The sequence below is a fragment of the Nocardia sp. NPDC003979 genome (assembly GCF_053605015.1).
On record NZ_JBSGIJ010000034.1, the window covers coordinates 1 to 17,217 of the forward strand.

Annotated in this window: 14 protein-coding genes; 3 read left to right on the plus strand and 11 right to left on the minus strand. The window is 64.4% G+C overall.

Annotated features, from left to right (window positions below; genetic code table 11):
• The 6 genes from acs to ACWEVR_RS32860 form a co-directional block, all read right to left on the minus strand.
• Nucleotides 1-1,574: acetate--CoA ligase (gene acs, locus ACWEVR_RS32835; RefSeq protein WP_452470095.1), on the minus strand; the 1,574-nt coding region annotated here is incomplete at its 3' end.
• Nucleotides 1,575-1,650: 76 nt separating this feature from the next.
• Nucleotides 1,651-3,285: a solute symporter family protein gene (locus tag ACWEVR_RS32840; protein WP_452470096.1), complete on the minus strand. Its 1,635-nt coding sequence runs from the start codon at nt 3,283-3,285 to the stop codon at nt 1,651-1,653.
• Nucleotides 3,282-3,638, minus strand: a complete 357-nt coding sequence (locus ACWEVR_RS32845; protein ID WP_067498780.1) for a DUF485 domain-containing protein — start codon at nt 3,636-3,638, stop codon at nt 3,282-3,284. The genes ACWEVR_RS32840 and ACWEVR_RS32845 overlap by 4 nt, the downstream gene beginning before the upstream one ends.
• A gap of 136 nt (nt 3,639-3,774) precedes the next feature.
• Nucleotides 3,775-5,520 carry a sodium/solute symporter gene (locus ACWEVR_RS32850; protein ID WP_452470097.1) on the minus strand — a complete coding sequence of 582 codons (1,746 nt, stop codon included), beginning with the start codon at nt 5,518-5,520 and terminating at the stop codon, nt 3,775-3,777.
• A gap of 114 nt (nt 5,521-5,634) precedes the next feature.
• Nucleotides 5,635-6,000: a hypothetical protein gene (locus ACWEVR_RS32855; RefSeq protein WP_181700610.1), complete on the minus strand. Its 366-nt coding sequence runs from the start codon at nt 5,998-6,000 to the stop codon at nt 5,635-5,637.
• Nucleotides 5,997-6,791: a LytR/AlgR family response regulator transcription factor gene (locus tag ACWEVR_RS32860; protein ID WP_452470098.1), complete on the minus strand. Its 795-nt coding sequence runs from the start codon at nt 6,789-6,791 to the stop codon at nt 5,997-5,999. Before ACWEVR_RS32860 ends, ACWEVR_RS32855 begins: the two co-directional genes overlap by 4 nt.
• 171 nt (nt 6,792-6,962) lie before the next feature.
• On the opposite strand from ACWEVR_RS32860, the gene ACWEVR_RS32865 reads away from it, so the two are divergent.
• Entirely contained in the window at nt 6,963-8,000 is a 1,038-nt protein-coding gene (locus tag ACWEVR_RS32865; protein WP_452470099.1) for a type IV toxin-antitoxin system AbiEi family antitoxin domain-containing protein, read from the plus strand.
• Between the two features lie 52 nt (nt 8,001-8,052).
• Entirely contained in the window at nt 8,053-8,853 is an 801-nt protein-coding gene (locus ACWEVR_RS32870) for a nucleotidyl transferase AbiEii/AbiGii toxin family protein (protein ID WP_452470100.1), read from the plus strand.
• A gap of 155 nt (nt 8,854-9,008) precedes the next feature.
• On the opposite strand, the gene ACWEVR_RS32875 is transcribed toward ACWEVR_RS32870, so the two are convergent.
• The 5 genes from ACWEVR_RS32875 to ACWEVR_RS32895 form a co-directional block, all read right to left on the minus strand.
• Nucleotides 9,009-9,788 (minus strand): hypothetical protein, encoded by a 780-nt coding sequence (locus ACWEVR_RS32875; RefSeq protein WP_452470101.1) that lies wholly within the window; start codon nt 9,786-9,788, stop codon nt 9,009-9,011.
• A 145-nt stretch (nt 9,789-9,933) separates the two neighbouring features.
• Nucleotides 9,934-11,064 carry a WD40 repeat domain-containing protein gene (locus tag ACWEVR_RS32880; RefSeq protein ID WP_452470102.1) on the minus strand — a complete coding sequence of 377 codons (1,131 nt, stop codon included), beginning with the start codon at nt 11,062-11,064 and terminating at the stop codon, nt 9,934-9,936.
• Between the two features lie 402 nt (nt 11,065-11,466).
• Nucleotides 11,467-12,645, minus strand: a complete 1,179-nt coding sequence (locus tag ACWEVR_RS32885; protein WP_452470103.1) for a sensor histidine kinase — start codon at nt 12,643-12,645, stop codon at nt 11,467-11,469.
• 52 nt (nt 12,646-12,697) lie between these two features.
• Nucleotides 12,698-12,844 carry a hypothetical protein gene (locus ACWEVR_RS32890; protein ID WP_157105094.1) on the minus strand — a complete coding sequence of 49 codons (147 nt, stop codon included), beginning with the start codon at nt 12,842-12,844 and terminating at the stop codon, nt 12,698-12,700.
• The gene (locus ACWEVR_RS32895; protein WP_452470104.1) at nt 12,841-13,485 is read right to left on the minus strand and encodes an ADP-ribosyltransferase; all 645 of its coding nucleotides are present in this window, start codon (nt 13,483-13,485) and stop codon (nt 12,841-12,843) included. The genes ACWEVR_RS32890 and ACWEVR_RS32895 overlap by 4 nt, the downstream gene beginning before the upstream one ends.
• 127 nt (nt 13,486-13,612) lie before the next feature.
• Here ACWEVR_RS32895 and dnaE point away from each other — a divergent pair, with 127 nt between their 5' ends.
• Nucleotides 13,613-17,176, plus strand: coding sequence for a DNA polymerase III subunit alpha (dnaE, locus tag ACWEVR_RS32900; protein ID WP_067642811.1), 3,564 nt, complete (start codon nt 13,613-13,615; stop codon nt 17,174-17,176).
• The last annotated feature ends 41 nt before the right edge of the window (nt 17,177-17,217 follow it).

Genomic DNA, 17,217 nt, shown 5'->3' on the forward strand with positions numbered 1-17,217 from the left:
TGGCCGGAGACGTTCATGACGTCGTCGACGCGGCCGAGGACCCAGAGGTCGCCGTCGGTGTCGAGTTTGGCGCCGTCACCGGCGAAGTACCAGCCTTCGGAAGCGAAACGCTGCCAATAGGTTTCGCGGTAGCGGTCCATGTCGTTCCAGATACCGCGCAGCATCGAGGGCCACGGCTTGTCCAATACGAGCAGGCCCGACGCGTCGGCGCCCAGCGGTGCTCCGTCGTCGTCGACGACCTTCGCCGAAATGCCGGGCAGCGCACACATGGCCGCGCCGGGCTTGGCATCGGTGACGCCGGGCAGCGGCGAGATCATGATGGCGCCGGTCTCGGTCTGCCACCACGTGTCCACGATGGGAGTCTTGTTGTCGCCGAACACTTCCCGGTACCAGCGCCACGCCTCGGGATTGATCGGCTCGCCGACCGAACCCAGCAGCCGCAGCGACGACAGGTCATGGGCGTCGGGGATCTCGCGCCCCCACTTCATGAATGTGCGGATCAGCGTGGGAGCGGTGTAGTAGATGGTGACGCCGTACTTTTCGATGATCTCGAAGTGGCGGTGCTCGTTCGGGGAGTTCGGGGTGCCTTCGTAGACGACCTGGGTGGCGCGGTTGGCCAGCGGTCCGTAGACGATGTAGCTGTGTCCGGTGACCCATCCGATGTCGGCGGTGCACCAGTAGACGTCTTGTCCCGCTTTGTGATCGAACACGTTGTGATGGGTGTAGGCGGTTTGGGTGAGGTACCCGCCGCTGGTGTGCAGGATGCCCTTCGGCTTCCCGGTGGTCCCGGAGGTGTAGAGGATGAACAACGGATGTTCGGCCGGAAACGCCTGCGCCTCGTGCGACGGCGAAGCGGTGGAAACCGTTTCGTCCCACCACAGATCACGAACCTCGGTCCACGGCACCTCCAGCCCGGTCCGCCGCACCACCAGCACATGCTCGACGCTGGTCGGGTCGTCACCGAGCGCCTCGTCCACGGCGTACTTCAGCGGCGCGGGCTTACCCCGCCGCCACTGCCCGTCGGTCGTCACGATCAGCCGCGCCTGCGCGTCGTCCACCCGCTGCCGGAGCGCGCTCGGCGAGAACCCGGCGAACACCACCGAATGGGTGAGCCCCAGCCGCGCACACGCCAGCATCGCCACGATCGCCTCGGGCACCATCGGCATGTAGATGGCGACCCGGTCACCGGAAACGAGACCGAGCGTGCTGAAAGTGTTGGCCGCCCGGCACACTTCGTCGAGCAGCTCCTGATAGGTGATCGCGCGCGAATCGCCCGGCTCACCCTCCCACAGGACGGCGACCTGGTCGCCGTGCCCGTCGAGCACATGCCGGTCGAGGCAGTTGTAGGCCACGTTCAGCTCTCCGTCGGCGAACCACTTCGCCACCGGTGCGTCCGACCAGTCCAGGACCTGCGTGAACGGCGTGTGCCAGTGCAACCGGCGCGCCTGTTCGGCCCAGAAGCCGTCGCGGTCGGCGTCGGCCCGCTCGTAGAGGTCGGCGGTCGCGTTCGCCTGGGCGGCGAACTCCGCACTCGGTCCGAAGCTCGTCGCGGGATTGGTCACTGCGCCGGTCACAACAATTCTCCTTCGAAACACTCAGGGGTACAGCCCGTTCCGGTGGGGTGAACCACCGGAACGGGCGTGGGGGACATCAGTGCGAGATCGCCTTCTCCGCACCGACGCCGGTCAGGGCACGTACTTCCATCTCCGCGGCCTTGCCGAGGTCGACCTGCTCGCCGCGGCCACCCAGGTAGGTGCCGACCACACCGAGCACGAACGCCAGCGGGATGGACACGATGCCCGGGTTGGACAGCGGGAACCAGTGGAAATCGGTCCCGGTGATCATCGAGGTCTTGGTGCCCGACACGGCGGGCGAGAACACGATGAGCACGATGGTCGAGATCAAGCCGCCGTACATCGACCACAGCGCGCCGGTGGTGTTGAAGCGCTTCCAGAACAGCGAGTACAGGATGGTCGGCAGGTTCGCCGCCGCCGCCACCGCGAAGGCCAGCGCCACCAGGAACGCGATGTTCTGGCCGTTGGCCAGGATGCCGAGCCCGATGGCGAGCACACCGATCACCACGGCGGTGATCCGCGAGACGCGCACCTGCTTGCCCTCGTCGACCTTGCCCTTCTTGATCACGCTGGCGTAGATGTCGTGCGCGAACGACGCCGACGCGGTGATCGTGAGACCGGCGACGACCGCGAGGATGGTCGCGAACGCCACCGCCGAGATCACCCCGAGCAGGATCACGCCGCCGAGCTCGAAGGCGAGCAGCGGTGCCGCCGCGTTCTGCCCACCCGCCGCGGCCAGGATCTTGTCCGGGCCCACGATGGCGGCCGCGCCGTACCCGAGCACCAGGGTGAACAGGTAGAACGCGCCGATCAGGCCGATCGCCCACACCACCGAGCGCCGAGCCTCTTTCGCGGTCGGCACCGTGTAGAAGCGCATCAGGACGTGCGGCAGACCGGCGGTGCCGAGCACCAGTGCCAGACCCAGCGACAGGAAGTTCAGCTTCGACATCTCGCTGCCGCCGTACTGGGCGCCCGGGGCGAGCACATCGCGGCTCGCGACGGCCTTGTTGGCCGACTCGCTCACCGATTCCTGTGCGGCACCGAGGATGTCGGACAGGTTGAACCCGAACTTGGCGAACACCATCACCGTCATCAGCGCGGCACCGGCGATCAGCAGGACCGCCTTGATGATCTGCACCCAGGTGGTGCCCTTCATCCCGCCGACGAGCACATAAACGATCATCAGCACACCGACGATCGCGATGACCACCGATTGCCCCGCACGCGAGGAGATGTCGAGCAGCAAGGCGACCAGACCGCCCGCGCCCGCCATCTGCGCGAGCAGATAGAACAGCGACACGGTGAGCGTGGTCAGCGCGGCCGCGGTACGAACCGGGCCTTCCTTCAACCGGAAGCTGAGCACGTCGGCCATCGTGAATTTGCCGGTGTTGCGCAGCATTTCGGCCACCAGCAGCAGCGCGACCAGCCAGGCGACGAGGAACCCGATCGAGTACAGGAACCCGTCGTAGCCGTAGACGGCGATGGCGCCGGCGATACCGAGGAAGCTGGCCGCCGACAGGTAGTCACCGGCGATGGCGATCCCGTTCTGCGGTCCCGAGAACCCGCGACCACCGGTGAAATAGTCCGCGGCACTGGCGTTGTTGCGGCTGGCCCGGATCACCACGATCATGGTGACCACCACGAACAGCCCGAAGATAGCGATATTGGCGACGGGGTTACCCACCGTCGTATCCGCGGCGAGAATGCTCATGCGCGGTCCCCTTCGAGTTCTTCCCGGATGGCCGCGGCCCGCGGATCCAGCTCACGGTTGGCGAACCGGACATACGCGCCGGTGATGACGAAGGTCGTGACGAACTGCGCGAGGCCGAGCAGCAGTCCGACGTTGATATTGCCGAAGACCGGAGTGGCCATGAAGTCGTGCGCGTACGCGCCGAGCACCACATAGGTCAGGTACCACACCAGGAACAGTGCGGTCATCGGGAAGACGAAGCGGCGCAGCCGGTTCCGCAGATCCTGGAACTGCGGGCTCGCCTGCACGGCGAGGAATTCGTCGGCACTCGGCGGGCGCCGGTCGGGCGCTTCTTCGGTGTCGGTTTCGGTCATGCCGGGGTCCTAGCGTGAAGGGGGACGTGCTCTGTGATGACGGTAGGACGCACGACGTTCTGTGGTGTGGGTCACTCGGTGAAGGTGCTCACCTGTGCGGTGAACGGTCGTCGGCGTGCGATGAACGGTCGGCCGGTCAGCGGTCGACCGGGTTGCGGTCCGCGCCCATCCCGAGCCGTTCCGGTGCGTGCATGCGCAGGAAGATGCCCGCGACGACCCGCCCGTCCGGCCGCTTGCCGAGCAGGCTCACCACGATGGTCACCGCGAAGGCCAGCGGCACGCTCACCGCGCCCGGATAGTCGACGATCGCCGTCGCCCAGCCGTTCGCCACGTGCGTTGGTACGCCGCCGAGCACCGCGAGAACGGTCGCCCCGCCCGCGGTGACAGCGCCGACGAGCATCCCGCAGGCCGCGCCGGTGGCGGTGAGCCCACGCCACCAGATGCCGAGTACGAGCAGCGGGCACAGGGTCGAGGCGGCCACCGAGAACGCGAGCGCGACCGTTCGCGACAGATCGAGCGAGGCGACGGTGAGCGCGAGGGTGAGCGGAACGAGCCCGGCCACCAGCGCCGCCGCCCGGAAGTCACGGATCCGGCCGCGCAGCACGTCGGTGCTGAGTACCCCGGCCAGACTCACCAGCAATCCCGACGACGTGGACAGGAACGCCGCGATCGCGCCGGCCGCCGCCAGCGCGGTGAGCATCTGCCCGCCGAGCCCGCCGAGGACTGCACCGGGCAACAGCACGACCGCCGCGTCGGAGGCGCCGGTGATGAGCAGTTGCGGCACGTACAGCCGGGCGAAGACGCCGAGCAGGATCGGGAACAGATAGAACAGGCCGACCAGACCGATCACGGTCAGCGCCGTGCGCCGCGCCGATGGTCCGTCCCGGTTCGTGTAGAAGCGGACGAGCACGTGCGGTAGCCCCATGGTGCCGAGAAAAGTCGCGACGATCAGCGAGAACACCTGGTAACGGGGATGATTCCCGCCGAAGCCGCCGCCGGGTTCGACCCAGCCGGTGCCGTCGGACGGCGCGCCGGCGACCACCGGTACCGCCGAACCGGGTGCCAGGAGCAGTTCGGTGCCTTCGGTCAGGGTGTGGTCGCCCGGTGTCAATGTCACCTGGCCTGAGGTGTCCTGCCCGTCGAGAGTGCCGTGCACGGTGACCACCTGGGAAACATCCAGGTGCACAACCACATCCGTGGTGATGTCGACCGTGGTGAGCCGGTCGACCGTCGGCGGGGCCGGGGTGCCGAGCGGGCGTTCGTCGGTGAGGAAGTGCATCCCGAGGACAAGGGCGGGAATCGCGACGGCGGTCAGTTTCAGCCAGTACTGGAAGGCCTGCACCAGCGTCACCGAGCGCATCCCGCCGCCGATCACATTGGCGAGCACGATGGTGCCGACCGCGACCGCGCCCACCCAGGCGGGCACCCCGAGCAGCAGGTGCAGGGTCAGGCCCGCGCCCTGGAACTGGGGGATCAGGTACACCGCGCACACCACGACGACCACCCCGGCGGCCATCCGCCGCAGCCGGATCGAACCGAGCCGGAACTCGGCGAAGTCGGGGACGGTGTAGGCGCCGGAGCGGCGAAGGGGAGCGGCGACGAACATCAGCAGACCCAGGTAGCCTGCCGTGAACCCCACCGGGTACCAGAGTGCGTCGGCGCCGTACTTGGCGATCAGTCCCGCGACGCCGAGAAAGGACGCGGCGGAGAGGTATTCGCCCGAGATCGCGGCCGCGTTCCAGCGTGAACCGACCGTGCGGGAGGCGACCAGGAAGTCCGACGTCGTGCGCGACAGGCGGACCCCGTACAGGCCGATTCCGATCGTGGCCAGGGCTGCGAGCAACAGCGCCGCCACGGTGAGCATCGGGATGGCCGAGGTCATCGGGGGGTGCTCCCGCGTAACGCCTCGTCTTCCACCGTGGCAGCGTTACCCGCCGTACAGATGGGCACTGTGCTGCGCGGCGCCCGCGACGCCGGCATTCGACTACGCACGGGCTCAGTCACCTGCCAGTTCGAGGAAGTCGTCCTCGTTGCGCTGGGCCAGCCGCACATATACCCGGCCCACCGCGTACAGCAGCGGGAACGCGAGGAGGCCGAGGATCAGCCAGGGGAGGCGGATACCGAGGACAGTCGTCGAGGCGACGGCGTCGATCCCGAACAGCAGCGGGAGCGCCCCGAACCCGGCGACGACCACGAATCCGAGGCGAAGGGCGAGCCCGAGCTGGGCGCGGATCAAGCCGCCGATCAGTGCCGCCCCGAGATCGGTCTGCTCCACCACCTCGGTGCGGGTACGCACTCGACGCGCACCGCGCCGCTGCGCGAGCACCACCCGCTCGCGCTGTGGCCGTTGCGGACCGGTCATCGCTGCGACCAGTTCTGCCGTGGCCCGTGCACGAGCCGCTGTTTGAGTTCACGCACCTGGCGCCTGCTCACCGGCAACTCCACCGCGCCCGATGCTCCCTCGGCGCGCAGGCAGACAACCGTGCCGCTTCCCGTGCTGCGCAACCCGGTGACCAGCCGCAACGCCACGAGGTAGGACCGGTGCACCCGCAGGAAACCCGCACCCTCCCACCGTGATTCGAGGGCGGTGAGCGGGATACGCACCAGATGCGACCCGGTCCTGGTGTGCAGGCGCGCATAGTCGCCGTCGGCCTCCACCCAGGCCACATCGGCCCGGTGCACCAGCGTGGTGACCCCACCGAGCTCCACCGGGATCACCTCGCTCGGATGCGCCTGCTGCGGCGGCGAAGCCGACACCGTCGCCCTGGCGGCCGCGATCCGCCGCACCGCCTCCGCCAGCCGCGCCGCCCGCAACGGTTTGAGCAGGTAATCCACCGCCCCCAGATCGAACGCGGCCACCGCGTGATCGTCGTGCGCGGTCACGAACACCACCGCGGGCGGTTCGGCGAACTCCGACAGAATCCCCGCCAACTCCATCCCCGTCAGCCCCGGCATATCGATATCGAGAAACACCGCATCGACCGGATGCGCCCGCAACACCCGCAAAGCCCCCGTCGCCTCGGACGCCCCGTGCACTTCCCCCACCCCGACCTGCTCGTTGAGCAGATACACCAACTCATCGAGCGCGGGCTTCTCGTCATCGACAGCCAGCACCCGCAGAGCAGCCGAAGTGTTATCAGTGTTCCAGGTCACAGCTCGCTCATCGTAACGGCTGACTTCCGACGTAGGCCACGTACGCCCTGCCGTCCAGAGTAATGCCGCCTCAACACTTCAAGCTGTACGTCGAAAATACCCAGGATTGTGCGGAACTTTCCTTCAACAGCAGAGTAATGATGATCGGTCTGGTATTTTTGATGCATGAAGGTGGAGGATCGACTGCTCGTCTTGGCTGATCTGGCCGAGGCGCAGTGGGGCCTGTTCACCTCCGCTCAAGCCGTGACGGCCGGGGTCACCGCGCAGCAGCTCAAACGTCTGGCCGATGCGGAGCTGATAATTCGGCTGCGGCAAGGCGTCTACCGGCTGACCGGCGCGCCCACGAATCCGGAGGACCCGATTCGCGCCGAATGGCTGGCCTTGGCGCCGGGACGCCAGGCGTCCGCGCGGCTCGCCGACGGGGTGCCGCTGGGTGTGGTGTCGCACCGATCCGCTGCGTTGATCCAAGGACTCGGCGACGTCGACGCCGATGTGCACGAGTTCACGGTGCCGCGGCGGCGGAGCACTCGAAGCCCGGATGTGAAGTTTCATGTCCGAGAGCTGTCGCCCGAGGACTGGCACATGGTTGCCGGGCTACCCGTGACCCGACCGCTGCGCACGGTGGTCGATCTCGCGGTGGCCCGCACCGATGGTGGGCACCTGGCCGGCGTCGTGCGTGACGCGATCCTCACCGAGGACATCACCCGTGACGAGCTGGCATCCGCGCTGCGCCCCTACGCGCATTACTACGGCTTCCGGGTAGGCGCCGGTGAGGCTCTGGTTCACGATTTCATCCGCCAGGCTGGCATCCCGGCTTCGGTAACAGCACTGACCCGCGACGATATCGGGCTCGACCTCGTGTTCTACGATGCCGAGAACAATCCGATCCCCGTCCAGGTCAAGCACTTCCGCGCCTCCGAAAGGTCGGCCCACCCCGACCCCGCAACCACCAGCGCCGATGACCTGTCGGCGGCTTTGCTGAATTACCTTCTGTCGCAACGGCCTGGCCCGAGCAGTGCAGAAGTTCTCGAGTTGGAAGTACTGATTCGCAGGCTCTCGGGGCGTCTGTCCGGAACAGATTCGGTGTCGGCCGCTCTGAGGCGTGCAGTTCAACAGAAGGACGACAACGAGAATCGGGGCGGAAATGACGAACCACAGATATCCGAACGACCGGGGATTCCAGAGCGCAATCAACGAGCGGATCCGTGACCGCGCGCGTGATCTGAAGCGGCCCACCGCCGAACTGCACCGCGAATTCTTCATGCAGCGGATGCTGGCCAGGGTGTTCCTCGAACCTGCCGGACACTGGATCCTCAAGGGCGGGACATCATTGCTGGTCAGGATCCCAGGTGCACGCCACAGCCAGGACCTCGACCTGCTCCACCTGAACAATGGGCTCGAGCAGGCCTTCGAGGAACTGCATGCGCTGGTGAGCGCACCCAGCCAGCTCGACCGCTTCACCTTCCAACTCCGGATCCGCAGTCGCAACGACAACGAAGGCGCTACCCCGGTCTGGAAGCTGCAGTCCACTCCTATGCTGGGAACGAAGCGACTCCAGCACTTCCCCATCGACCTCACCGCGGGCAAACAGCTTGTCGGCGCGATCGATTGGGTGACGCCGACGCCCACAATCGACATCGACGATGTCGAGCCCTCGCCGCGTCTGGCGTGTTACCCGCTGGTCGACCAGATCGGCGACAAACTCGCCGCGATGTACGAGTACCACGGCGAAGCACGGATTCCCTCGTCGAGGTGGCGTGATCTGGTCGATCTGCTGTTGATCATTCGAACCTCGGACTTCGATGCAGAGTTGTTCCGCCGCTCGCTCGACCACCAACGTCGGCACCGGCCGACGCTCGAACTACCCAGTGCGATCGTCATGCCCGGACCGCGCTGGAAGGAGTCCTATCCGGCTACCGCGCGCATGGTGCGTGCTCTGCCTGCTGAGCTGCATCTGACCGATGCTGCCTTCGAGTACCTCGGCAGATGCGTGAACCCCGTCCTGGATGGCACCGTTACTGCCGGAACCTGGATCTCCGCGAGCCAATCTTGGCAGAATTAGATCGGCGAAACCAATCGGCTTCAGGTCGCTCTGACGGATGCTGCTCCTGAAAAGACCTGGTCACGAAGAAATCCTCGAAGCCAGTGGGCATAGCCAAATCTCTATCGTTTCGGACAACGGGTCCTTTCCTGCCAGAGCCCGCTGCCAGGAAAGGATCACTTCGTGGTTACCAAGTGGCACGACGGATCGCAGATGTCTACTGAATCAGCCTTCTGAACACCACCTTTATCGCCCGTGAGGCGACCAAATATTTCCGAGTAACCTAATGCATAGGAGCTGATACCAAACGGGGCATCGCCATTTCTTACGACCACGTCCTTAGCTTCCCCCGAAACGACGGTATGGAGTATGATTTCAAACTCGTAATAGCCTGCCGAGTCGGATTCCGGTGGAGCAAATACCTCGATGTCCAGTGCGTACTGTTCGCCGAGCTTCAGTTCCACGCGATTTCCTCCGAAGTATGGTGTCTTCGACTCCGAACAATCCTTTCCATCTTCGCGTTGTGCAACTCTTGGAATTTGGCTCGAAATATTCACGCAGCTCTTCAGGTTCTCCTCGGCACCCTGACCTTTGGCTACGATAAGAGTTCCATCGTACGGGCGGGATCGCTTGGTGACGCGGAATTCAATATCCGAAATTGTTACCGTGCTATTTCTCGCGCCCTCAACGAGTATCTTCAGATGGAGAGGGCTCACCATAACCCCTTGGTGTGCAGTTATTGTATTTTCGAGATCTGCCAGAGGAATGCTCTCTGCGCTGTCGGAAATTATCGACGGGAGGGCATATACGTGGCCGCGTTCGCCGATATCGTGCTGAACTACCACTTTCAATGGCTCGCCGAGGCGAAGCTGGTCCCCAATATCTGGGCCGTATGTAGTGCCGACGATGCCTATTATTCCCGATAAGGCAGCTGTCAACAGCAGGCCAATAGCCACTTTCGTTGTGCGACCAAGCCCTGAAACTGCATTGAGCGTGCGCGTGATGAACCGCTCACGTTTGCCGGGCCGAGGTCGTGGTTTGATACTCGGTACTCGGTTTGGACGTCGTGGCCGCGCCGGCCGTATTCTGTTAGGCAATTTACTAAACCCGTTCCATTTTCCACACAGAGATCTTCGTCCCCGAGTGCATTGCGAAGAGGCTGCCCGACGAATTGAAAGCCATCTTTCCCCAGACGGGATCGAAATCAACATCGTCACATTCAGTAGGCAAGGATTTCAATGCCGTCCCATCGTGGACCCGCCAGAATATCGCCGGCATGTTATATCCAGTTCCGACAATTAATCTTCCGTCAGGGCTTATCGCTAAGCCATCAATTCTATTATGCTCACACTTCAAGGGGGCAAACATTTGCCGAATGATGTCGGAGGAAGAGATATCGACCAGATGAATCGAAGAGTCGATTTTTCCTGCGATTAGTCGCATATTGTCGGGGTGAAATTCAATCTGTCGAACGCCTGTAAGGTCGAGTTCGAGTGGCTCGTACGAGTTGGTTCTCCAGAGCATGACCCGCCCGTTGTCTACTTCGTCGACTGATTCGACCGCCACCGCGATTAACTCGCCATTCCCTGAGATAGAAGTGCCTGTCACAATGCCGCTCGTCCCTGTTTCGAGGGTTGTCAGCAGTCGGGATTGTTCGACGTTCCACACGTCTACAATCGCAAGCGTAGACGTTACAGTCGGACCGCCGGTGCCGGATGCATAAATCACCTGTCCATCGGGGCTGAACAAGAGTTTTAGGTAATGCGCGTAGCTGGAAGTTCGGATAGTCTTGATGAGTGTTCTAGATTCGATGTCCCACAGTTGTATCGAGGTTAGTCCCCAATACTCCATTCCAGGAATGTTCCCACATGGACCCGCTATCGCAATTATTTTCCCATCAGGGCTTGTGGCGATTGCGGTCACTGGGCTCGTCTGATGCGGCGTATGCAAGCGCTCCAAGTTGTCGCACACCAGCTCTCCCAGCTTGGCTTGGCTCTTAGCGTCCCATATCGCGACAATATTAGGCGTATTGCTACCAGGCGGTTCGGTCGTGGCGAAAATCTTCTCACCGTCGTCGCTGAATGAAAACGCACCACTGCCTGAAAATTCGCCCATTAGTTGTAAATCGACTGTATATGCTGATTCGTCGGGCTGCTGCAATACGTAGATTGCTGCGGCTACAGCAATGGCCGCGGCAAAAGCGGCGACTAGGCCTATTGGTCGAAATGACATGAATGCTTCACCATGCCTCACATGTGACAGTCACGTAGGTGGTGTACTCAGCTGGAGCTGGGATCTAAAGATAACGGCCTCCGAGGAGGGCGAATTCAGGGGCGGTCAGTGCCGAGTGTGCCCAGATGTTAGCCATCCACCCCCCGAGATGTCTGGTCAGGATATTTGCGACCGGTTCGAGCCTAGCACAGGGGCTGTACGAATAGCGGGAAAGTGGTGCGAGACAACGCGTTTCGCATGTGGCTCTTCAGTACTGATTCGACCCTGCTATGAAATGTGGCGACGGATCGTGAGCTTGCGGTCGTGAAGCCCCTGGTATGTCGGTCGTTCCAGGCATTCCGCCGCACCAAGAGGCACACTGATTCACCTACCGTGCAGGGTCATCGTGTCTCCGGGAGGTGGTCAGGCGCGGATTCCGGGGCGGAACTTGGGGACTCGCATGCTGACCTTGGTGCCTGCGCCGGGGGCGGTTTCGACGACGAGGCCGTAGTCGTTGCCGAAGGCGGCGCGGAGGCGGTCGTCGACGTTGGACAGGCCTACGTGGGCGGCTTCGCCGGTGCGGGTGGGGCCGGAGGTGTCGACGGCGTCGAGGGCGCCGGAGCGCAGGAGGTCGGGGTCCATGCCGATGCCGTCGTCCTCGACGCTGATGAGGCAGTCGGTGCCCTCGTCGCTGGCGACGATGCTCAACTGCCCGCCGTGTCTGCCGCCGCCGAGTCCGTGCCGGACCGCGTTCTCGACCAGCGGTTGCAGGGCGAGGAACGGCAGCACCACGCCGAGCACCTCCGGGGCGATCCGTAACCGCACGTCGAGTGCGTCACCGAAACGCGCCTGCTCCAAGGCCAGATACCGTTCGATATTGCGCAATTCGTCGGCGAGCACGGTGAATTCGCCCGCCGCCCGGAACGAGTACCGGGTGAAATCGGCAAATTCGAGGATCAGTTCGCGCGCCCGGTCGGGATCGGTGCGCACGAACGAGGCGATCGTATTGAGCGCGTTGTAGATGAAATGCGGACTGATCTGGGCGCGCAATGCCCGCACCTCCGCCCGGTCGACCCGGGCCCGCGAGGCATCCAGTTCCGCCAATTCCAGCTGCCCACAGGCATACCGCGCCACCTCGGCCGCCGCACCGAGCATCCCGGGACCGGGCTTTCCGGTGATCACCATCCCGAGCGCACCGACCGCCGCCCCCACATCGATCAGCAACGGCTGCGCGATCAACGTGTGCTCGTCACCGTCGACCAGCACCGGCCGCTCCGAAGCGATGGCCCGCCGCGCCGCCGCACCGAACGACCCGAGCATCCCCGTATGCGGCCCGTCCCACGCCAGCAAGACCCCCTCCGCGTCCGCGACCCCCAGCCCCTCCGCCGCCGCCAACGTCCGCAGATGCGGCGCCGCCGCCCGCGCGGACTCCTCGGTCAACCCCCGCCGCAACGGCACCGCCGCCAACGACGCCGTATGCAACGCCTGATGCACCGCCCGCTGCGCCGGAGTCGTCACCACCCCCTGCGTCCGCCGCCAGATCAGCAACACGACCAACGCCATCACCGCCACCACCGCGACAGCGACAACGAAGGTGGTCATAGGATTTTCCGGTCCGCTCGCACGCCCCGATTATGGCGGCGCTCTGCGAGGCTCAGGCAGACTTCTTCGCGCGCTCGGCTTTGGACGGCGGCAGTTTCCTACCGAGCACCTTCTCGGCGCTCTTGCGTAACTTCTCCGCCTGTTCGGGGCTGGGCGTCGCCCGAACGGGCCGCATCGATTCATCAGTCAGTGCGCTCACTGTTCCTCCTGAACCACGATCGCCTCGATGCGCCACATCCTACGCCGCTCATCGAAGGTGGCGTTCGCGACAAGATAGGTCCGGACATCGATGATGAGGATCTCGCGCTCATCCCTGACCTCCGCCAATTCGCCGAGCCGCAGTGCCGGCGTGCCTTGTGGAACGAGCAGTTCGAGGATCACCGGATTCCGATGGCGCGCCGATCGAGGCGGGAACTGCAGGCCGGAGGTCGAGAGGAAACCGAGCTCTGTGAAGTACTCGCCGATGACCGACGCGATCGACTCGGCGTCACTCGCGTCGACTCCGAGTACCCATGCATCGACCTCACGAGTGACCCGAACAGTCTGCCGTAGTGGGTAGCGACGAAGGCCGGATCTGATGTGGGCAACACGACGCGCCAACGCAGGCGTCATCGGGATGGAGCCCCGTAGCGCGGAGTTGATCGGTTCATAGCCGTTGAGCGCATACGACTCGATGGCCGAGCGTTCGTGATCGGTGAGATCGGCGATCGTCTGACGTGCCAGAACTTGGTCCGCAAACGGAAAATCGTCGAACGTTCCCGCGCCACCCCCGTGCTCGCTCACAGTCGGGAAACTACGCTCAGGACCTCGTGTCGCGAATTCTGCGCAGCGTGTCGACAACGACTCTCCGTGACCTTGGTCATGACACGCCGGGAGCGGCGAGGCAACGCCCGGGGCGCCAGCATGGCGTGGCGAAACCTGTCGTACCCACGTGCATAGAATGCCAAGGCCAACCCCCGTCGACACCATGGGAGGAAGGACCGTCTTGGCTTCGTCCGGATCGTTCGTTCACCTGCACAACCACACCGAGTACTCCATGCTCGACGGTGCGGCGAAGATTTCGCCGTTGTTCGCGGAGGCGGAGCGGTTGGGGATGACCGCGGTCGGGATGACCGACCACGGCAACATGTACGGCGCTTCGGAGTTCTACAACTCCGCGAAGAAGGCGGGCATCAAGCCGATCATCGGTATCGAGGCCTATATCGCGCCGGGTTCGCGGTTCGACACCAAGCGTGTGCTGTGGGGTGATCCGTCGCAGAAGAGTGACGACGTCTCCGGTTCCGGTGCCTACACCCATATGACGATGGTCGCCGAGAACGCGACCGGTCTGCGCAACCTGTTCAAGCTGTCGAGCCTGGCCTCCATCGAAGGCCAGCTCGGTAAATGGGCGCGGATGGACGAGGAGATCATCGCCCAGCACGCCGAGGGCATCATCGCCACCACCGGTTGCCCCTCCGGTGAGGTGCAGACCCGTCTTCGCCTCGGGCACGAGCGCGAAGCCCTCGAGGCCGCCGCGAAGTGGCAGGAGATCTTCGGTAAGGAGAACTTCTTTCTCGAGGTGATGGACCACGGTCTGTCGATCGAGCGCCGTGTGCGTGAGGGCCTGCTCATGGTGAGCAAGCAGCTCGATATCCCCCCGCTGGCCACCAACGACTGCCATTACGTCACCAAGGATCAGTCGACCAATCACGAAGCGCTGCTGTGCATTCAAACCGGCAAGACGCTCTCGGACCCGACCCGCTTCAAATTCGACGGTGACGGCTACTACCTGAAGTCCGCCGAAGAGATGCGTGCCATCTGGGACGCCGAGGTCCCCGGCGCCTGCGACAACACCGAACTCATCGGCGAACGAGTCCAGCCCTACGACGAGGTGTGGGAACACCGCGACCGGATGCCGATCTTCCCGGTCCCCGAAGGCCACACCCAGGCCAGCTGGCTGCGCAAGGAAGTCCTCGAAGGACTGGATCGCCGCTTCCCCGACGGTCCGTCGCGCGAATACCTCGACCGCGCCGACTTCGAGCTCAAAGTCATCTGCGACATGGGGTTCCCCGCCTACTTCCTCGTCGTCGGTGACCTCATCAAGCACGCACTCGAAGTCGGTATCCGCGTCGGCCCAGGCCGTGGTTCGGCCGCCGGTTCGCTGGTCGCCTACGCGATGGGCATCACCAATATCGACCCCATCCCGCACGGTCTGCTGTTCGAGCGATTCCTCAACCCCGAGCGCGTGTCGATGCCCGATATCGATATCGACTTCGACGATCGCCGCCGCGGTGAGATGGTCCGCTACGCCACCGAGAAGTGGGGCAGCGACCGGGTGGCCCAGGTGATCACGTTCGGCACCATCAAGACCAAGGCCGCGATCAAGGACTCCGCGCGAGTCCTGTTCGGCCAGCCCGGTTTCGCCATCGCCGACCAGATCTCCAAGGCGCTGCCCCCGCCGATCATGGCCAAGGACATCTCGGTCGCCGGCATCACCGATCCCGACCACGAGCGGTACAAGGAAGCCGCCGAGGTCCGCGAACTCATCAGCACCAACCCCGATGTCGCCAAGATCTACGAGACCGCGAAGGGTCTGGAAGGACTGATCCGCAACGCGGGCGTGCACGCCTGCGCGGTCATCATGTCCTCGGAGCCGCTCACCGACGCCATCCCGGTGTGGAAACGCGCCCAGGACGGCGCGATCATCACCGGGTGGGACTACCCGTCGTGCGAGGCCATCGGCCTGCTGAAGATGGACTTCCTCGGCCTGCGCAACCTCACCGTCATCGGTGACGCCCTGGAGAACATCAAGGCCAACCGCGGCATCGATCTCGACATGGACAACCTGCCGCTCGACGACCCGGCCACCTACGAATTGCTCGCCCGCGGCGACACTCTCGGCGTGTTCCAGCTCGACGGCGGCGCCATGCGCGACCTGCTGCGCCGCATGCAGCCCACCGGCTTCGGCGACATCGTCGCGGTGCTCGCGCTCTACCGTCCCGGCCCGATGGGCATGAACGCCCACAACGACTACGCCGACCGCAAGAACGGGCGGCAAGAAGTCAAACCGATCCACCCCGAGCTCGAAGAGCCACTGAAAGACATCCTGGCCGACACCTTCGGCCTGATCGTCTATCAGGAACAGATCATGCAGATCGCGCAGAAGGTGGCCGGGTACTCGCTCGGCCAAGCCGATATCCTGCGCCGCGCCATGGGTAAGAAGAAGCTGTCGGTGCTGGAAGAGGCCTATGCCGGCTTCCGCGAGGGCATGCTCGCCAACGACTTCTCCGAACCGGCCATCAAGGCGCTGTGGGACACGATCCTCCCGTTCGCCGGTTACGCGTTCAACAAGTCGCACGCCGCCGGGTACGGCCTCGTCTCCTTCTGGACGGCCTACCTGAAGGCGAACTACCCGGCCGAGTACATGGCCGGTCTGCTCACCTCCGTCGGTGACGACAAGGACAAGGCCGCGGTCTACCTGTCGGACTGCCGCAAGATGGGCATCACGGTGCTGCCGCCCGATGTCAACGAGTCGGAGCAGAACTTCGCCTCGGTGGGCAAGGACATCCGCTTCGGTCTCGGCGCGGTCCGCAACGTCGGCGCCAACGTGGTGTCCTCGATCATCGCCGCCCGCAAGGAGAAGTCGAAGTTCACCGACTTCTCCGACTACCTGAACAAGATCGACGCCACGGCCTGCTCCAAGAAGGTCACCGAATCCCTCATCAAGGCAGGCGCTTTCGACTCGCTCGGGCATCCGCGCAAGGGCCTGATGCTGGTGCATTCGGATGCGATCGACGCCGTGATGTCGACGAAGAAGGCCGAGGCGATCGGCCAGTTCGACCTGTTCGGCGGCATGGACGACGCCGACGAGTCGATGGCGTCGGTGTTCAACGTGAAGGTGCCCGACGACGAATGGGAAACCAAACACAAACTGGCACTGGAACGGGAGATGCTCGGCCTGTACGTGTCGGGCCACCCGCTCAACGGTGTCGAACACGTCCTCGCCGCCCAGGTGGACACCCCCATCCCGGCCATCCTGGAAGGCGACGTCAAGGACGGCGCGCAGGTGACCATCGGCGGCATCCTCGCCTCGGTGAACCGCCGCATCAACAAGAACGGCCTGGCCTGGGCCTCGGCCCAGCTCGAGGACCTCACCGGTGGCGTGGAGGTGCTGTTCTTCCCGCAGTCCTACTCGGTGTACGGCATGGATGTGGTCGAGGACGCCGTGGTGCTGGTGAAGGCCCGCGTCTCGGTCCGCGACGACCGCATCTCGCTGATCGCCAACGACCTTGTGGTGCCCGACCTTTCGGCGATCGGCGTGGCCAAGCCGGTGTCGGTGGTGATGACCACCCGCATGTGCACGCCGGAGAAGGTCAAGGAACTCAAGAAGGTCCTCTCGCGTCATCCAGGCACCTCCGACGTGCACATCCGCCATGTCGGCGCCAGAGAGAAGACCACCCTGCTCAAGCTCGACGACGCCTGGCGGGTATCACCGTCCTCGGCACTGATGGGCGACCTGAAGGCACTGCTCGGCCCGGGCTGCCTGGGCTGAGCCGATGATGTGATCCGCCGCATAAGCCGTCACGTTCGCCG